The organism is Pseudomonas sp. W2-17 (genome assembly GCF_041060445.1).
Classification (GTDB): Bacteria; Pseudomonadota; Gammaproteobacteria; order Pseudomonadales; family Pseudomonadaceae; genus Aquipseudomonas.
In genome coordinates, this window is record NZ_JAUFNS010000001.1 from 308207 (window position 1) to 322224 (window position 14018).

9 protein-coding genes and 2 tRNA genes are annotated in these 14018 nt (G+C 60.1%); 2 read left to right on the plus strand and 9 right to left on the minus strand.

What is annotated here, in order from left to right:
* Positions 1 to 136: 136 nt before the first annotated feature.
* From QWI20_RS01500 to rnr, 9 genes are all read right to left on the minus strand, one after another.
* The gene (locus QWI20_RS01500; RefSeq protein WP_369303847.1) at positions 137 to 3430 is read right to left on the minus strand and encodes a DUF2126 domain-containing protein; all 3294 of its coding nucleotides are present in this window, start codon (positions 3428 to 3430) and stop codon (positions 137 to 139) included.
* A gap of 247 nt (positions 3431 to 3677) precedes the next feature.
* On the minus strand, positions 3678 to 5978 hold the full coding sequence (locus tag QWI20_RS01505) for a YgiQ family radical SAM protein (RefSeq protein ID WP_369303848.1): 2301 nt from the start codon (positions 5976 to 5978) through the stop codon (positions 3678 to 3680).
* Positions 5979 to 6146: 168 nt separating this feature from the next.
* Positions 6147 to 7544 (minus strand): replicative DNA helicase, encoded by a 1398-nt coding sequence (gene dnaB / locus QWI20_RS01510; RefSeq protein WP_065987793.1) that lies wholly within the window; start codon positions 7542 to 7544, stop codon positions 6147 to 6149.
* A gap of 149 nt (positions 7545 to 7693) precedes the next feature.
* Positions 7694 to 8140: a 50S ribosomal protein L9 gene (gene rplI, locus QWI20_RS01515; protein ID WP_122533812.1), complete on the minus strand. Its 447-nt coding sequence runs from the start codon at positions 8138 to 8140 to the stop codon at positions 7694 to 7696.
* A 19-nt stretch (positions 8141 to 8159) separates the two neighbouring features.
* Positions 8160 to 9056 carry a hypothetical protein gene (locus QWI20_RS01520; protein WP_346629330.1) on the minus strand — a complete coding sequence of 299 codons (897 nt, stop codon included), beginning with the start codon at positions 9054 to 9056 and terminating at the stop codon, positions 8160 to 8162.
* 38 nt (positions 9057 to 9094) lie between these two features.
* On the minus strand, positions 9095 to 9325 hold the full coding sequence (gene rpsR / locus QWI20_RS01525; protein ID WP_037015707.1) for a 30S ribosomal protein S18: 231 nt from the start codon (positions 9323 to 9325) through the stop codon (positions 9095 to 9097).
* A 28-nt stretch (positions 9326 to 9353) separates the two neighbouring features.
* Complete coding sequence (gene rpsF / locus QWI20_RS01530) at positions 9354 to 9776, minus strand: 30S ribosomal protein S6 (RefSeq protein WP_065987796.1); 423 nt, start codon at positions 9774 to 9776, stop codon at positions 9354 to 9356.
* 258 nt (positions 9777 to 10034) lie between these two features.
* On the minus strand, positions 10035 to 10784 hold the full coding sequence (rlmB, locus tag QWI20_RS01535) for a 23S rRNA (guanosine(2251)-2'-O)-methyltransferase RlmB (protein WP_133774531.1): 750 nt from the start codon (positions 10782 to 10784) through the stop codon (positions 10035 to 10037).
* Positions 10781 to 13399 carry a ribonuclease R gene (gene rnr, locus QWI20_RS01540; protein ID WP_369303850.1) on the minus strand — a complete coding sequence of 873 codons (2619 nt, stop codon included), beginning with the start codon at positions 13397 to 13399 and terminating at the stop codon, positions 10781 to 10783. Before rnr ends, rlmB begins: the two co-directional genes overlap by 4 nt.
* A gap of 213 nt (positions 13400 to 13612) precedes the next feature.
* Between rnr and QWI20_RS01545 the strand changes: the two genes are divergently transcribed.
* Together QWI20_RS01545 and QWI20_RS01550 are read left to right on the plus strand one after the other, a co-directional pair.
* Positions 13613 to 13699, plus strand: a tRNA-Leu gene (locus tag QWI20_RS01545).
* 194 nt (positions 13700 to 13893) lie between these two features.
* A tRNA-Leu gene (locus tag QWI20_RS01550) sits at positions 13894 to 13980 on the plus strand.
* Positions 13981 to 14018: the final 38 nt, after the last annotated feature.

Below are 14018 nucleotides of genomic sequence, written 5' to 3' on the forward strand. Positions count from 1 at the left end.
GGAAGGCTCGGCAGACAACAAAAGGACTCGAATCAACTGCGCTCAGAGTAGCGCAGACAACATGACACGCAGGGCGCTCTCCATGTTTTAAACGTGCAGCACGGCGAACTGACTCCACGTCAGGTCGCCGGCGCAGCTACCGATGCAGGCGCAGGTCCAGGGTCATCGGCAGTTCATCGTTGAGGGTTAGCGTGGGGACGTCCAGTTTGCCGGGGCTGTGGCCCACCCGGAAGAACCGCGCCAGACGTCGGCTTTCCGCCTCATTGGCGTTCACCGGCAAGGTTTCGTAATTGCGCCCGCCAGGGTGGGCGACATGATACTCGCAGCCCCCCAGCGAGCGCTGCATCCAGGTGTCGAGGATGTCGAAGACCAGCGGCGCATGCACCGGGATCGTCGGCTGCAGGGCATTGGTCGGCTGCCAGGCGCGATAACGCACTCCCGCGACGAACTCGCCCACGCGCCCGGTCGGCCGCAGCGGCACCGGTACGCCATTGCAGGTGAGCATGTAACGCTGCGGCGGTAGGCCGGTGACTTTCAGCTGCAAGCGCTCCAGTGATGAGTCCACATAACGAACCGCGCCACCCGCTGCACCCTCCTCGCCCAGCACGTGCCAAGGCTCCAGGGCCTGGCGCAGCTCCAGCTCGATACCGCTGACGGTGTAATCGCCGACCTTCGGAAAGCGAAACTCCAGATGCGCCGCGAACCACTCCCCGCGCACGGGATAACCGGCGCTGTTGAGCTCGGCGATGACGTCGGCGAAATCCTGCTCGATGAAATGCGACAGCATGAAGCGGTCGTGCAGCTCGGTGCCCCAGCGCGCCAGTTTCGCCGGTGCATAGGGCTCGCGCCAGAAACGCGCGACCAGCGCCCGCAGCAACAGCTGTTGCGCCAGGCTCATGCGCGCGTGGGGCGGCATCTCGAACGCACGCAGCTCCAGCAGGCCCAGCCGGCCGGTGGCGCCGTCCGGCGAGTAAAGCTTGTCGATGCAGAACTCAGCGCGGTGGGTGTTCCCGGTCACGTCGATCAGCAGATTGCGCAGCAACCGGTCCACCAGCCACGGCGCGCATTCTTCGCCCGGCTCGGGCATTTGCGAGAAGGCGATTTCCAGCTCGTACAACGAGTCGTTGCGCGCTTCGTCGACCCGCGGCGCCTGGGAGGTCGGGCCGATGAACAATCCAGAGAACAAGTATGACAGCGACGGGTGGTTATGCCAGTAACTCAACAGGCTGCGCAGCAGATCCGGCCGGCGCAGGAAGGGCGAGTCGCCCGGCGTTGCGCCACCGAGGACAAAATGGTTGCCGCCGCCGGTGCCGGTGTGCCGCCCGTCGATCATGAATTTCTCGGTGGTCAGCCGGGTCAGGCGCGCCTGTTCGTAGAGAAATTCGGTGCGTTCGACCAGCTCATCCCAGGTGGACGACGGCTGCACGTTCACTTCGATCACGCCCGGATCCGGGGTGATGCGGAAGTTCGCCAGACGCGGATCGCTCGGCGGCTCATACCCTTCCAGCAACACCGGGCAGCGCATGTCTTCTGCCGTCGCTTCGATGGCGGCGACCAGTTCCAGATAGGCCTCAAGGGATTGCAGCGGCGGCATGAACAGATACAACCGCCCGCCCCGCGCTTCGGCGCTCAAGGCGGTGCGGGTCAGCCAATCGGCGGACTCGTCGATCTCGGGTTCGCGCTCGACGCCAGGGTCGCTCTGCTCTGCCAGGCCGTCCAGTCGCGACTGAACCTCGTCGCGGTCGGGCAACTCGGCAAATGCCTGGTTGTGATCAGTCGGATGGATGTACGGGTATTCCGCTGCCTTGACCCACGGCTGCGAGGCCAGCGGCAGGCGATAGCCGAGCGCGGAGTCCCCCGGCACCAGACGGCAATGCTCGTCGCGCAGGTACCAGCGACCACTCTGCCAGTGATCGTCGGCGGCGGTTCGCGCCAGCGGCAGCACGTGGCCGATGACCGTGTCCAGCCCTTGGGAAAACACTTTGCGCAGGCGCGCGCGTTCGAGCGGGTCTTCAAGGCGCGAAGCTTCGGCGCTGACGTTCTTGGGCAGCGCGCCCTCACGCCACAGGTAATAGAAACGGTCTTCGTAGGCCGGGAAAACGTAGCGCGCCGGCAGCTTCAGCCGCTCGGCCACGCTGCGCAGGAAATTGCCCGCCATCTCGCTGTCGGCGCCATAGTCCCGGGTTTCGTCAGCGACCAGCGCGTTGTTGCTCCACACCGGTTGCCCGTCCTTACGCCAGAAGCAGTTCAGCGACCAGCGCGGCAATTGCTCACCGGGGTACCACTTGCCCTGACCAAAATGAACGATGCCCTGGGGCGCGTAATGGTCCCGCATGCGCTGGTACAGCTCGGCCGAGAGCAGACGCTTCTTCGGACCCAGTGCGGCGGTGTTCCATTCATCGCCGTCACGGTCGTCGATGGACACAAAGGTCGGCTCGCCGCCCATGGTCAGGCGCACGTCGTGTGCCATCAGGTCGTTATCAATCTGCCGGCCCAGCGTCTGAATGTCCTGCCACTGCTCTTCGGTGTAGGGCTTGGTGACGCGGGGCGCCTCCCAGATGCGCTGCACCGACATCTCGTGGGTGAACTCGGTGTTGCAGGGCTCGACCATGCCACTGATCGGCGCCGCCGAAGACGGCTCGGGGCTGCACGCCAGCGGAATGTGACCCTCACCGGCAAACAGGCCGGACGTGGCGTCAAGGCCCACCCAGCCAGCGCCTGGCAGATACACCTCGCACCATGCGTGCAAATCCGTGAAATCAACGTCGGTGCCGGACGGTCCATCCAGCGCCTTCACATCGGCTTTGAGCTGAATCAAATACCCGGACACAAACCGCGCGGCCAGGCCCAGGTGACGCAGCAATTGCACCAGCAGCCAGGCCGAGTCACGGCACGAGCCGGAGGCGTTTTCGAGGGTGTATTCCGGCGTCTGAATGCCCGGCTCCATACGAATCAGGTAACCAATGTCATTGGCCAGACGCTGGTTAAGACCCACCAGAAAGTCGATCGCCGGAATCGGCGTGCGGTCGATGCTGTCCAGATACGCCTGGAATCTTGGGGTCAGCGGCAGCTTTTCCAGATAGGGCTGCAGCTCGTGGTGCTCTTCGCGGGCATAGGTGAACGGGATCTTCTCGGCGTAGGGCTCAAGGAAGAAATCGAAGGGGTTAAACACCGCCATTTCGGCGACCAGGTCCACTTCGATGCGCAGCTCGTTGGTCTTTTCCGGGAACACCAACCGCGCCAGGTAATTACCCTGCGGGTCCTGCTGCCAGTTGATGAAGTGGTTTTCAGGAAGGACTTTCAGCGAATACGACAACACGCGCGTACGGCTGTGGGCCGCCGGGCGCAAACGGACAATCTGCGGACCCAGCTCAACCGCGCGTTCGTAGCGGTAATGCGTGACATGGTGCAAGGCAATGTGAATCGACACGGCGTGCCTCCTGCGAGCCTGGACGGTAACGGAGCTGCGCAAGACTTATGCCACCCCGGCAAATCAGGCGCCTCCGGCGTGGAGGTAGCGTGTTCAGCCAAGCACAGCACCAAAATCGCGCCCGCTTCAACGAATGGTGCAAGGGTCGCACGGAAATGAGGCGGGTGGGGTTATTTGCACTGGAATGCAAAACGCCAGCTCGAAAGCTGGCGTTTTGTTGGAGCGAAGAAGCGTTGACGCGAGGGCCTTAGCGTGGAAAGACCGGCTGGCGCGTTGGCTTCTTGCCTTTACCGGGTTTGGCCGCATCCGAGCGATCCTTGGCTGCCTGCTTGTTACGAGCAGCCGCCGCGGCCTTGGCCTCTTCGCGCTTGTCCCAAGGCTTGCTGCCGTCGCTGCCGCGTTGTGGCAAGCCGGTGTGCTGCGTCAGGATCTTGGTGGTCCTGGCAACCTTGTGGCTACCGGCCGGCGTCGAGTTCTTGCGGCGCGCGCTCTGATAGGTGTCGGTTTCCGGCTGGTGCAGCGGAATCAGCTGATGCTTGCCCGGCCCGATCAGATCGGCACGGCCCATTCGCTCCAGTGCTTCACGCAGCATCGGCCATCCCTTCGGATCATGGTAGCGCAGGAACGCCTTGTGCAGACGGCGCTGCTCTTCGCTCTTGACGATGGTGACCGAGTCGCTCTTGTACGTGACCTTGCGCAGCGGGTTCTTGCCGGAGTGGTACATGGCGGTCGCACTGGCCATCGGCGACGGATAGAACGCCTGCACCTGATCCGCACGGAAGCCATTGCCCTTGAGCCACAGCGCGAGGTTCATCATGTCCTCGTCGGTCGTGCCCGGGTGGGCCGCGATGAAGTAAGGAATCAGGTACTGCTCTTTGCCCGCTTCCTTGGAGTACTTCTCGAACATGCGCTTGAACTTGTCATAGCTGCCAATGCCCGGCTTCATCATCTGGTTGAGCGGACCTTCTTCGGTGTGCTCAGGCGCAATCTTCAGGTAACCGCCGACGTGGTGCGTCACCAGTTCCTTGACGTACTCGGGCGACTCAGCGGCCAGGTCGTAACGCAGACCGGAGGCGATCAGAATCTTCTTCACGCCGGGCAGTTCGCGGGCGCTGCGGTACAGCTGAATCAACGCCGAGTGATCGGTGTTCAGGTTCGGGCAGATGCCAGGGAACACGCACGACGGCTTGCGGCACGCCGATTCGATTTCCGGGCTCTTGCAAGCGATGCGGTACATGTTTGCTGTCGGACCGCCGAGGTCGGAAATCACGCCGGTGAAGCCGGGGACCTTGTCACGGATCTCTTCGATTTCGCGAATGATCGAATCGTGGGAACGGTTCTGGATGATCCGGCCTTCGTGCTCGGTGATCGAACAGAACGTACAGCCGCCGAAGCAGCCACGCATGATGTTCACCGAGAAACGGATCATGTCGTAGGCCGGGATCTTCTCCTTGCCGTACACCGGGTGCGGAATGCGCGCGTAGGGCATGCCGAACACGTAGTCCATTTCTTCGGTGGTCATCGGAATGGGCGGCGGATTGAACCAGACGTCCACTTCGCCATGCTTCTGGACCAGCGCGCGGGCATTACCCGGGTTGGTTTCCAGGTGCAACACGCGGTTGGCGTGGGCATAGAGCACCGCGTCGCCGCGGACTTTCTCCATCGACGGCAGACGGATGACCGTCTTGTCGCGGGTCATGCGCGGGCTCGCCAGAATCTGCACGACCTTCGCTTCGTTCGGATCCTCGACATCACCCTTTTCCTGCTCGATGGCACAGGCCTGGGTGTCTTGAGTGTTCACGTACGGGTTGATGATCTTATCGATCTTGCCTGGACGGTCGATACGCGTGGAGTCGACTTCGTACCAGCCTTCCGGCGTATCACGACGAATGAATGCCGTGCCGCGCACGTCAGTGATGCTTTCGATCGTTTCGCCATAGGACAGGCGGGTGGCCACTTCGACGATGGCGCGCTCGGCGTTGCCGTACAGCAGGATATCGGCGCAGGCGTCGATCAGGATCGAGTTGCGAACCTTGTCCTGCCAGTAGTCGTAGTGAGCGATGCGGCGCAGCGATGCTTCGATGCCACCCAGAACGATCGGCACGTTCTTGTAGGCTTCCTTGCAACGCTGGCTGTAAACCAGACTCGCACGGTCCGGACGCTTGCCCGCCATACCACCCGGCGTGTAAGCATCGTCGGAGCGAATCTTTTTGTCGGCGGTGTAGCGGTTGATCATCGAATCCATGTTGCCAGCCGCGACGCCGAAGAACAGGTTCGGCTCGCCGAGCTTCATGAAGTCGTCTTTTGACTTCCAGTCAGGCTGCGCAATGATCCCGACGCGGAAGCCCTGGGACTCCAGCAGCCGGCCGATGATTGCCATGCCAAACGAAGGGTGATCGACGTAGGCATCACCCGTGACAATGATGATGTCGCAGGAATCCCAGCCAAGCTGATCCATTTCTTCCCGGCTCATGGGCAGGAAAGGCGCTGGTCCGAAACATTCGGCCCAGTACTTCGGATAGTCAAATAACGGCTTGGCTGCTTGCATATCGATGACCAGTGTTCGTGTCTGGGGGCGATTTTCGCTTGGAAATTCGCGGGCGCGGAGAATAGCACAAATTTTGATCAAATCCGACGACGGCAGTCGGATAAGCGATCGGCGTGACTCGCGACTCTAAAGCCCTTCCGGCATCAAAGTCGCGATCCAGAGCCCTACCTATTCATCATCATCAAAGTTGTAACTGCCCGGCGCGAGGTTTTCGAAGCGGGTGTACTTGCCGATGAACGCAAGCCGAATGAACCCGATCGGGCCGTTCCGCTGCTTGCCGATGATGATTTCAGCGATGCCCTTGTGTTCGGTCTCGGGGTGATACACCTCATCCCGGTACACGAACATGATGACGTCGGCGTCCTGCTCGATCGCTCCGGATTCCCGCAAGTCGGAGTTCACCGGGCGCTTGTTCGGACGTTGCTCGAGGGAGCGGTTCAGCTGGGACAGCGCGACCACCGGGCAGTTGAATTCCTTGGCGAGCGCTTTGAGGGAACGGGAGATCTCGGAAATCTCGTTCGTCCGGTTATCTCCGCTCGAGCCAGGGATCTGCATCAGCTGCAGGTAGTCGATCATGATCAGGCCGATGTCGCCGTGCTCGCGGACCAGACGCCGCGTACGCGCACGCATCTCCGACGGGCTGATGCCGGCGGTGTCGTCGATGAACAGCTTGCGATCGTTGAGCAGGTTGACCGCCGACGTCAGGCGCGGCCAGTCATCATCATCCAGCTGACCGGAACGTACCTTGGTCTGGTCGATACGACCCAGCGATGAAAGCATACGCATGATCAGCGATTCACCTGGCATCTCCAGCGAGTAGACCAGCACCACCTTGTCGCTGCGCAGCACTGCGTTTTCCACAAGGTTCATCGCGAAGGTGGTCTTACCCATCGACGGACGGCCTGCAACGATGATCAGGTCAGACTGCTGCAGACCGCTGGTCTTTTCATCCAGGTCGGCGTAGCCCGTGGAAAGGCCAGTGATGCCGTCGCCGATGTTGAACAGCGTATCGATGCGGTCAATCGCACGGGTCAGCAGGTCGTTGACGCTGACCGGGCCGCCCGTCTTGGGCCGCGCTTCGGCGATCTGAAAAATCTGCCGTTCGGCCTCGTCGAGAATCTCTTCGGCCGTACGCCCTTCCGGGTTGAAGGCACTGTCAGCGATTTCGGTACTGATGCCGATCAACTGGCGCAACGTTGCGCGCTGACGAACGATCTGGGCATAGGCCTTGATGTTCGCGACGGACGGGATGTTCTTCGCCAGTTCCGACAGGTAACCCAGGCCACCGACCTGGGAGGTCTGGCCTTCCTTGTCGAGCTGCTCGGCCAGGGTGACGACGTCGATCGGCTGGTTCTGATCGGCCAGCTTGGCGATGGCGCGGAATATCAGACGGTGGTCATGACGATAGAAGTCGCCATCCGACACCTGATCAAGCACGCGCTCCCAGGCATTGTTGTCCAGCATCAAACCACCGAGCACGGCCTGTTCGGCCTCGATGGAATGCGGCGGCACCTTCAGGGCAGCGGTTTGCAGGTCATATTGCTCGGGAGCGGAGATGTCGTTCATGGCCACACGGAAATCAGGGGGTTGAATCAGGATACTCAGAAATGACAAAGGGCACGACCTGCGAACAGGAACGTGCCCAATGCTAACCGACCGAGGAGCGAGTCGTCAGTCGGTCAGACTTCTGCACCGAAGCGCAGAAACCCGACTGCTTAAGCAGCTACAACAACAACGCGAACGGTAGCTTCAACGTCGCTGTGCAGGTGCACGGCTACGTCGTATTCGCCAACGTTACGGATGGTGCCGTTCGGCAGACGAACTTCAGACTTGGCCACTTCAACGCCAGAGGCGGTCAGTGCGTCAGCGATGTCGTGAGTACCGATCGAACCGAACAGCTTGCCTTCGTCACCAGCGGTGGCAGTGATGGTCACTTCCAGCTCAGCCAGTTGAGCAGCACGAGTTTCAGCAGAAGCTTTCTTCTCGGCGGCAGCTTTTTCCAGCTCTGCACGACGCTCTTCAAACGCGGCCACGTTGGCAGCGGTTGCAGCGGTGGCTTTGCCGAAAGGCAGCAGGAAGTTACGACCGTAGCCAGCCTTAACGTTTACTTTATCGCCCAGGTTGCCCAGGTTGGCGACTTTTTCCAGCAGGATGAGTTCCATTTGGTAAAACCTCTTAACTTTAACCTTCACCGTTCGCAGAACCGTTATCGGCATCTTTCGACGCCAGACGGCCGCGAAAATCAATCAGGCTGTCGACAATGGCAATCACCACCAGCAACGGATAGATCAGCTGCATGAACAGCAACAGCGTGACGTACAACCCCACCAGCCAGAACCGTGTCAGGCGCTTTGCAGCCACCAGACCGTGAATCAGGGCCAGGCCCGCGAACATGAGCGGTACGCTGCACAACGGTGTCAGCATCGCCAGTTGAGGACCGAAGTTCGGCCCCACCAACATGCACACCAGCAGCACCAGCATCGGTGCCCGCGGGAGTTTCAGGCTGCGAAATTCGCGCCCGAAACCGCCCGGGTTATACAACAACGCCTGCCAGTACCGCCCAAGGATCAGGCATACCACGCTGACGATCTGCAACAACGCTGCAATCAGGCCGTTGAGGACGGGTGTAATCAGTGCCCCCAGACGCGCTCGCTCTTCTACCGACATCTGCTGGTAGACATCACCGAAGACGTGGGGCAAGAGCTTTTGCAGCTCTCCCGCCATGGCTTCGATGGGCTCGCGAAACACCGCGCCCAGAACCACTGCATACAACAATCCAACCGCCACGCTGACCAGCAGCACGCGGACCCAGGACTCGCTGGCACGCAACACGGCGGCCAACCCCCAAGAACCCAGCAACACCATCAGGGTGCGGGGTTCACCGAAATACCACCAGACCAAAGCCGGCAGCAGAGCCCAGGCGAGGACGCCTAAGGCGTCACTCATCCCGCGTCGCAGGAGCACAAGGCAACCTGCGGCAGCACTCAACCAGAACAACAGCGGCAATGCCGCACATCCAACCACTACGAGAGTGGCCTGCATGCGGCCGCGCATGATGAATTCAGCCATGGCGCGCATGCGATCTATCCCTTACTGCGTTTGTCGACTACCTGGTCTCAGCGGCCGTGGCTGTCGGTGTAGGCCAACAGGGCCAGGAAGCGGGCGCGCTTGATAGCGGTAGCCAGCTGACGCTGATAACGAGCTTTGGTACCAGTAATGCGGCTAGGAACGATCTTGCCGGTTTCAGATACGTAGGCTTTCAGGGTGTTGAGATCTTTGTAATCGATCTCCTTCACATTTTCAGCTGTGAAGCGGCAGAATTTACGACGACGGAAGAAACGTGCCATGTAATGGGCTCCTCAAAAGGTCCGTGGATTACTCGTCAGCGTTATCGCTGTTGTCGCTGTCATCACCATCGGCGCCATCGGCGTCGGAGTGCTCAGGACGGTCGCGACGCTCACGGCGCTCACTGCGGTTTTCTTCAGCCTTGAGCATTTCGGACTGGCCAGTAACAGCTTCGTCGCGACGGATGACAAGGTTACGGATCACGGCATCGTTGTAACGGAAGTTGTCTTCCAGCTCGGCCAGAGCCTTGCCAGTGCACTCAACGTTCAGCATCACGTAGTGAGCCTTGTGAACATTGTTGATTGCGTAGGCCAGTTGACGACGGCCCCAATCTTCCAGACGGTGGATCTTGCCGCCGTCTTCTTCGATCAGCTTGGTGTAACGCTCTACCATGCCGCCGACTTGCTCGCTCTGGTCCGGGTGAACCAGAAAGATGATTTCGTAATGACGCATGAATGCTCCTTACGGGTTGTAGCCTGCCGCCAAAGCGGTCAGACAAGGAGTGAATAACACTGGTTTATCTTGCACAGGAACAGGCACATGAGCGCCTGCCATGACAGCAAGGGACGCGATTGTAGAGAAGGGGTAGGAGGGGCGCAAGGAGATTGGTGAATATTTGAACAATGGCTTTGAGCTACAAGCTACAAGCTACAAGCTACAAGCCGGAGCGTGACTGGCTCGAGCTTGAGACTTGCAGCTTGCTACTGACAACTACTTCCTGGCAGCGGCGCGCTGGCGCAGGGCTTCGAACAGGCAGACGCCTGTCGCGACCGAAACGTTAAGGCTGCTGACGCTCCCCGCCATCGGCAGGCGTACCAGATAGTCGCAATGCTCGCGAGTCAGGCGGCGCATGCCTTTGCCTTCAGCCCCCATGATCAGGATAGTTGGGCCAGTCAGGTCCTGCTGATACAACTCCTGTTCGGCCTCACCTGCGGTACCGACAACCCACAGGCCGCGTTGCTGGAGTTTTTCCAGCGTGCGCGCCAGGTTGGTCACGGCCACGAGAGGAATAACCTCTGCCGCGCCGCACGCCACTTTCCGCACGGTTGGCGTCAAAGTCGCAGATTTGTCCTTCGGCACGATCACCGCCAGCGCACCGGCCGCATCGGCAGTCCGCAGGCAGGCGCCCAGGTTATGCGGATCGGTGACGCCATCCAGCACCAGAATCAGCGGCGGACCTTCGGTGCGGTCGAGCAGCTCGTCGAGCATCGCCTCGCCCCAGACCTGGCTCGGACTGACATCCGCCACCACGCCCTGGTGAACGCCCTCAACCCAGGCATCCATCTCGCGGCGCTCAGCCTGACCCACCGACACGCGGTTCTGCGCAGCGAGCTCGATGAGCACCTGAACCCGCGGATCGCTGCGCCCTTCAGCCAGCCATATCTGCTTGACCCGCTTCGGGTGATGACGCAACAGCGCCTCTACGGCATGAACACCGTAGATTTTTTCCAGCTGACTCATGACTTGGCCTTAGGTTTGCGAACGCTGCCACTGCTTGCAGAAGAAGCCGAGCCCGATTTCGACGAACCCTTGCGGTGCTTGCTCGACTTACCGGAAGCGCCAGCGGAATCACTCGTCGACTTTCCCGACGATGCCTTGCTACCACCCTTGGCTTCAGTCAGCAGCGCTTTCTTCATTTCACGGCTTTTGCGCACTTCTGCGTTCTTGGCAGCCGCATCACTTGGCCGATAAGCCTCGGCAACAGGCTCTTTCGCGGTCCGGCGACCCGACTTGGAAGCAGACGAGGACTCCTTGGAATCCTTGCCCTTCTCTGCCGCGGCAGGCTCTGACGTCCGACGCTTGCGGCAAATCGGCGCGCTGGTGGTTTTCTCGGACATTTCGAAGTCGATCTTGCGCTCGTCAAGATCAACACGCATGACACGGACTTCAACGGTGTCGCCAAGGCGGAAGCTACGGCCTGTGCGCTCGCCGGCCAGACGATGGTGGACCGGATCGAAGTGGTAGTAGTCACCTGGCAAGGCGGTGACGTGAACCAGGCCTTCGACATAGATATCGGTCAGCTCGACGAACAGACCAAAGCCGGTCACAGCCGTGATCACGCCCGGGAACGACTCGCCAACGCGATCTTTCATGAACTCGCATTTCAGCCAGTTCGTGACATCGCGGGTCGCCTCATCGGCACGGCGTTCGCTCATCGAGCACTGCTCGCCCAACTGCTCAAGCATCGCTTCGTCGTACGGGTAGATGCGCGCTTTCGGAATGACGGGAGCACCAGCACGACGAACGTGCGGCGTTTCCTGCTTGGAGCGGATCACACTGCGGATCGCGCGGTGAGTCAGCAAGTCCGGGTAGCGTCGAATCGGCGAGGTGAAGTGGGTATATGCTTCGTAATTCAGGCCGAAGTGGCCATGGTTATCAGAGCTGTACACCGCCTGACTCAACGAACGCAGCATCACAGTCTGGATCAGGTGGTAATCCGGACGGTCCTTGATGGTTTCAAGCAGGGCCTGGTAATCCTTCGGCGTTGGGCCGTCTTTGCCCTTGTGCAGGGAAAGACCCAACTCGCCGAGGAAGGCACGCAGCTTTTCCAGACGCTCAGGCGGCGGACCGTCGTGGACGCGATATAGCGCAGGGATCTCATGCTTCTTGAGAAACGCTGCAGTCGCCACGTTCGCCGCAAGCATGCATTCTTCGATCAGCTTGTGCGCATCGTTGCGAGTGGTCGGGCGGATCTCGGCGATCTTGCGCTCGGAACCGAAAATGATCCGGGTTTCCTGGGTTTCAAAATCGATTGCACCGCGAACATGCCGGGCGCCCAGCAGCACTTTGTACAGCGCATAAAGTTGCTTGAGGTGCGGCACGACGTCGCCATACTGCTCGCGCAGCTGCTTGGCTTCGGCGGCTTTCGGATGCTCCAGCATCGAGCTGACCTTGTTGTAGGTCAGACGCGCATGTGAGTGAATGACGGCTTCGTAGAACACGTAGTCGGTCATCTCGCCAGTCTTGGAGATGGTCATCTCGCAAACCATTGCCAGACGATCAACCAGCGGATTCAGCGAGCACAGGCCGTTGGACAGCTGCTCAGGGAGCATCGGGATCACGCGCTCGGGGAAATACACCGAGTTGCCGCGCACCTGAGACTCAGCGTCGAGCGCCGAACCGAGCTTCACGTAGCTCGATACGTCGGCGATCGCCACGTAGAGCTTCCAGCCGCCGGAGAACAGGCGCAGCTTGCCGGGCTTGGCTTCGCAGAAAACGGCGTCGTCGAAGTCGCGGGCATCTTCACCGTCGATGGTCACGAACGGAAGGTGACGCAGGTCGACGCGGTTTTCCTTGTCTTTCTCCTCGACTTCCGGCTTCAGCTTGGCGGCTTCTTTGAGCACGGCCTCGGGCCAGACGTGAGGGATGTCATAGGTACGCAGCGCGACATCGATCTCCATACCGGGCGCCATGTAATTACCCACGACCTCAACCACGTCGCCTTGCGGCTGAAAACGCGGGGTTGGCCAGTGGGTGATTTTCACCTCGACGAACTGACCGACCTTGGCGCCGTTGTTACGGCCCGGGGTGATCAGCACTTCCTGCTGGATTTTTGGGTTGTCCGGCTGGACGAAACCGATGCCGCTTTCTTCGAAGTAGCGACCCACCACGGTTTCGTGTGCACGGGAGATGACCTCGACGATCACGCCTTCGCGGCGACCGCGACGATCCAGACCCGAGACGCGCGCCAGTGCACGGTCGCCGTCGAACACCAGACGCATTTGCGCAGGGCTCATGAACAGGTCGTCGGAGCCGTCATCCGGAACCAGGAAGCCGAAGCCGTCGCGGTGCCCGCTGATGCGACCCAGGATGAGGTCCAGCTTGTCGACCGGCGCGTACGTACCGCGGCGGGTGTAAATCAGTTGCGCATCTCGCTCCATGGCACGGAGCCGACGCCGTAAGGCCTCGATCTGATCTTCAGTCGTGAGGCCAAACTCTTCCACCAACTGCTCACGGGCGGCGGGCGAACCGCGCTCGGAAAGGTGCGCCAGAATCAGCTCACGGCTAGGGATGGGGTTTTCGTATTTTTCCGCTTCACGAGCGGCCTCGGGATCGAGGGACTGCCAATCGGCCATTAGAATGAGTTCACCTTATCTGGATGTAATTAGTTTGGCATATACCAGATTGAAACGCGAAGACAGCGTTTGCTGGGACTTTTCGCTATTTCAAATTATTTTTGCACGGGGGCTTTACAGCCTTCAATCTCCTCCGTAAGATGCGCCCCACAACGACGGCACTGCCAAGTTGTAGTTGAAATCAAACGAAATATCGAATGAAATCAACGAACTGCCCAGATGGTGAAATTGGTAGACACGCCAGCTTCAGGTGCTGGTGACCGCAAGGTCGTGGAAGTTCGAGTCTTCTTCTGGGCACCAATTCAACGAAACCGAGCTTAGGCTCGGTTTTGTGCATTTTGCGGCTTGAAAAGTCAAGCCTGGCAAAACAGCCCTCAGCCTAGATCACTTCCCCTGCCCTGTCCCACGCGGCAACTGAATCGCTCAACCGCCTCCCGAAGAAATTCAAAAATTCAGTTGCACTCCCACGAAAAATCTAATTAAATCAGCGCCATGCCCAGATGGTGAAATTGGTAGACACGCCAGCTTCAGGTGCTGGTGACCGCAAGGTCGTGGAAGTTCGAGTCTTCTTCTGGGCACCAAACAAACAAACCGAGCCAAGTGCTCGGTTTTGTGTTTT

Excerpts from the sequence above, each read along its gene's own strand:
- QWI20_RS01505 (WP_369303848.1), bottom strand. The coding sequence starts at position 5,978 with ATGCAAGCAGCCAAGCCGTTATTTGACTATCCGAAGTACTGGGCCGAA.
- dnaB (WP_065987793.1), bottom strand. The coding sequence starts at position 7,544 with ATGAACGACATCTCCGCTCCCGAGCAATATGACCTGCAAACCGCTGCC.
- rplI (WP_122533812.1), bottom strand. The coding sequence starts at position 8,140 with ATGGAACTCATCCTGCTGGAAAAAGTCGCCAACCTGGGCAACCTGGGC.
- QWI20_RS01520 (WP_346629330.1), bottom strand. The coding sequence starts at position 9,056 with ATGCGCGCCATGGCTGAATTCATCATGCGCGGCCGCATGCAGGCCACT.
- rpsR (WP_037015707.1), bottom strand. The coding sequence starts at position 9,325 with ATGGCACGTTTCTTCCGTCGTCGTAAATTCTGCCGCTTCACAGCTGAA.
- rpsF (WP_065987796.1), bottom strand. The coding sequence starts at position 9,776 with ATGCGTCATTACGAAATCATCTTTCTGGTTCACCCGGACCAGAGCGAG.
- rlmB (WP_133774531.1), bottom strand. The coding sequence starts at position 10,784 with ATGAGTCAGCTGGAAAAAATCTACGGTGTTCATGCCGTAGAGGCGCTG.
- rnr (WP_369303850.1), bottom strand. The coding sequence starts at position 13,399 with ATGGCCGATTGGCAGTCCCTCGATCCCGAGGCCGCTCGTGAAGCGGAA.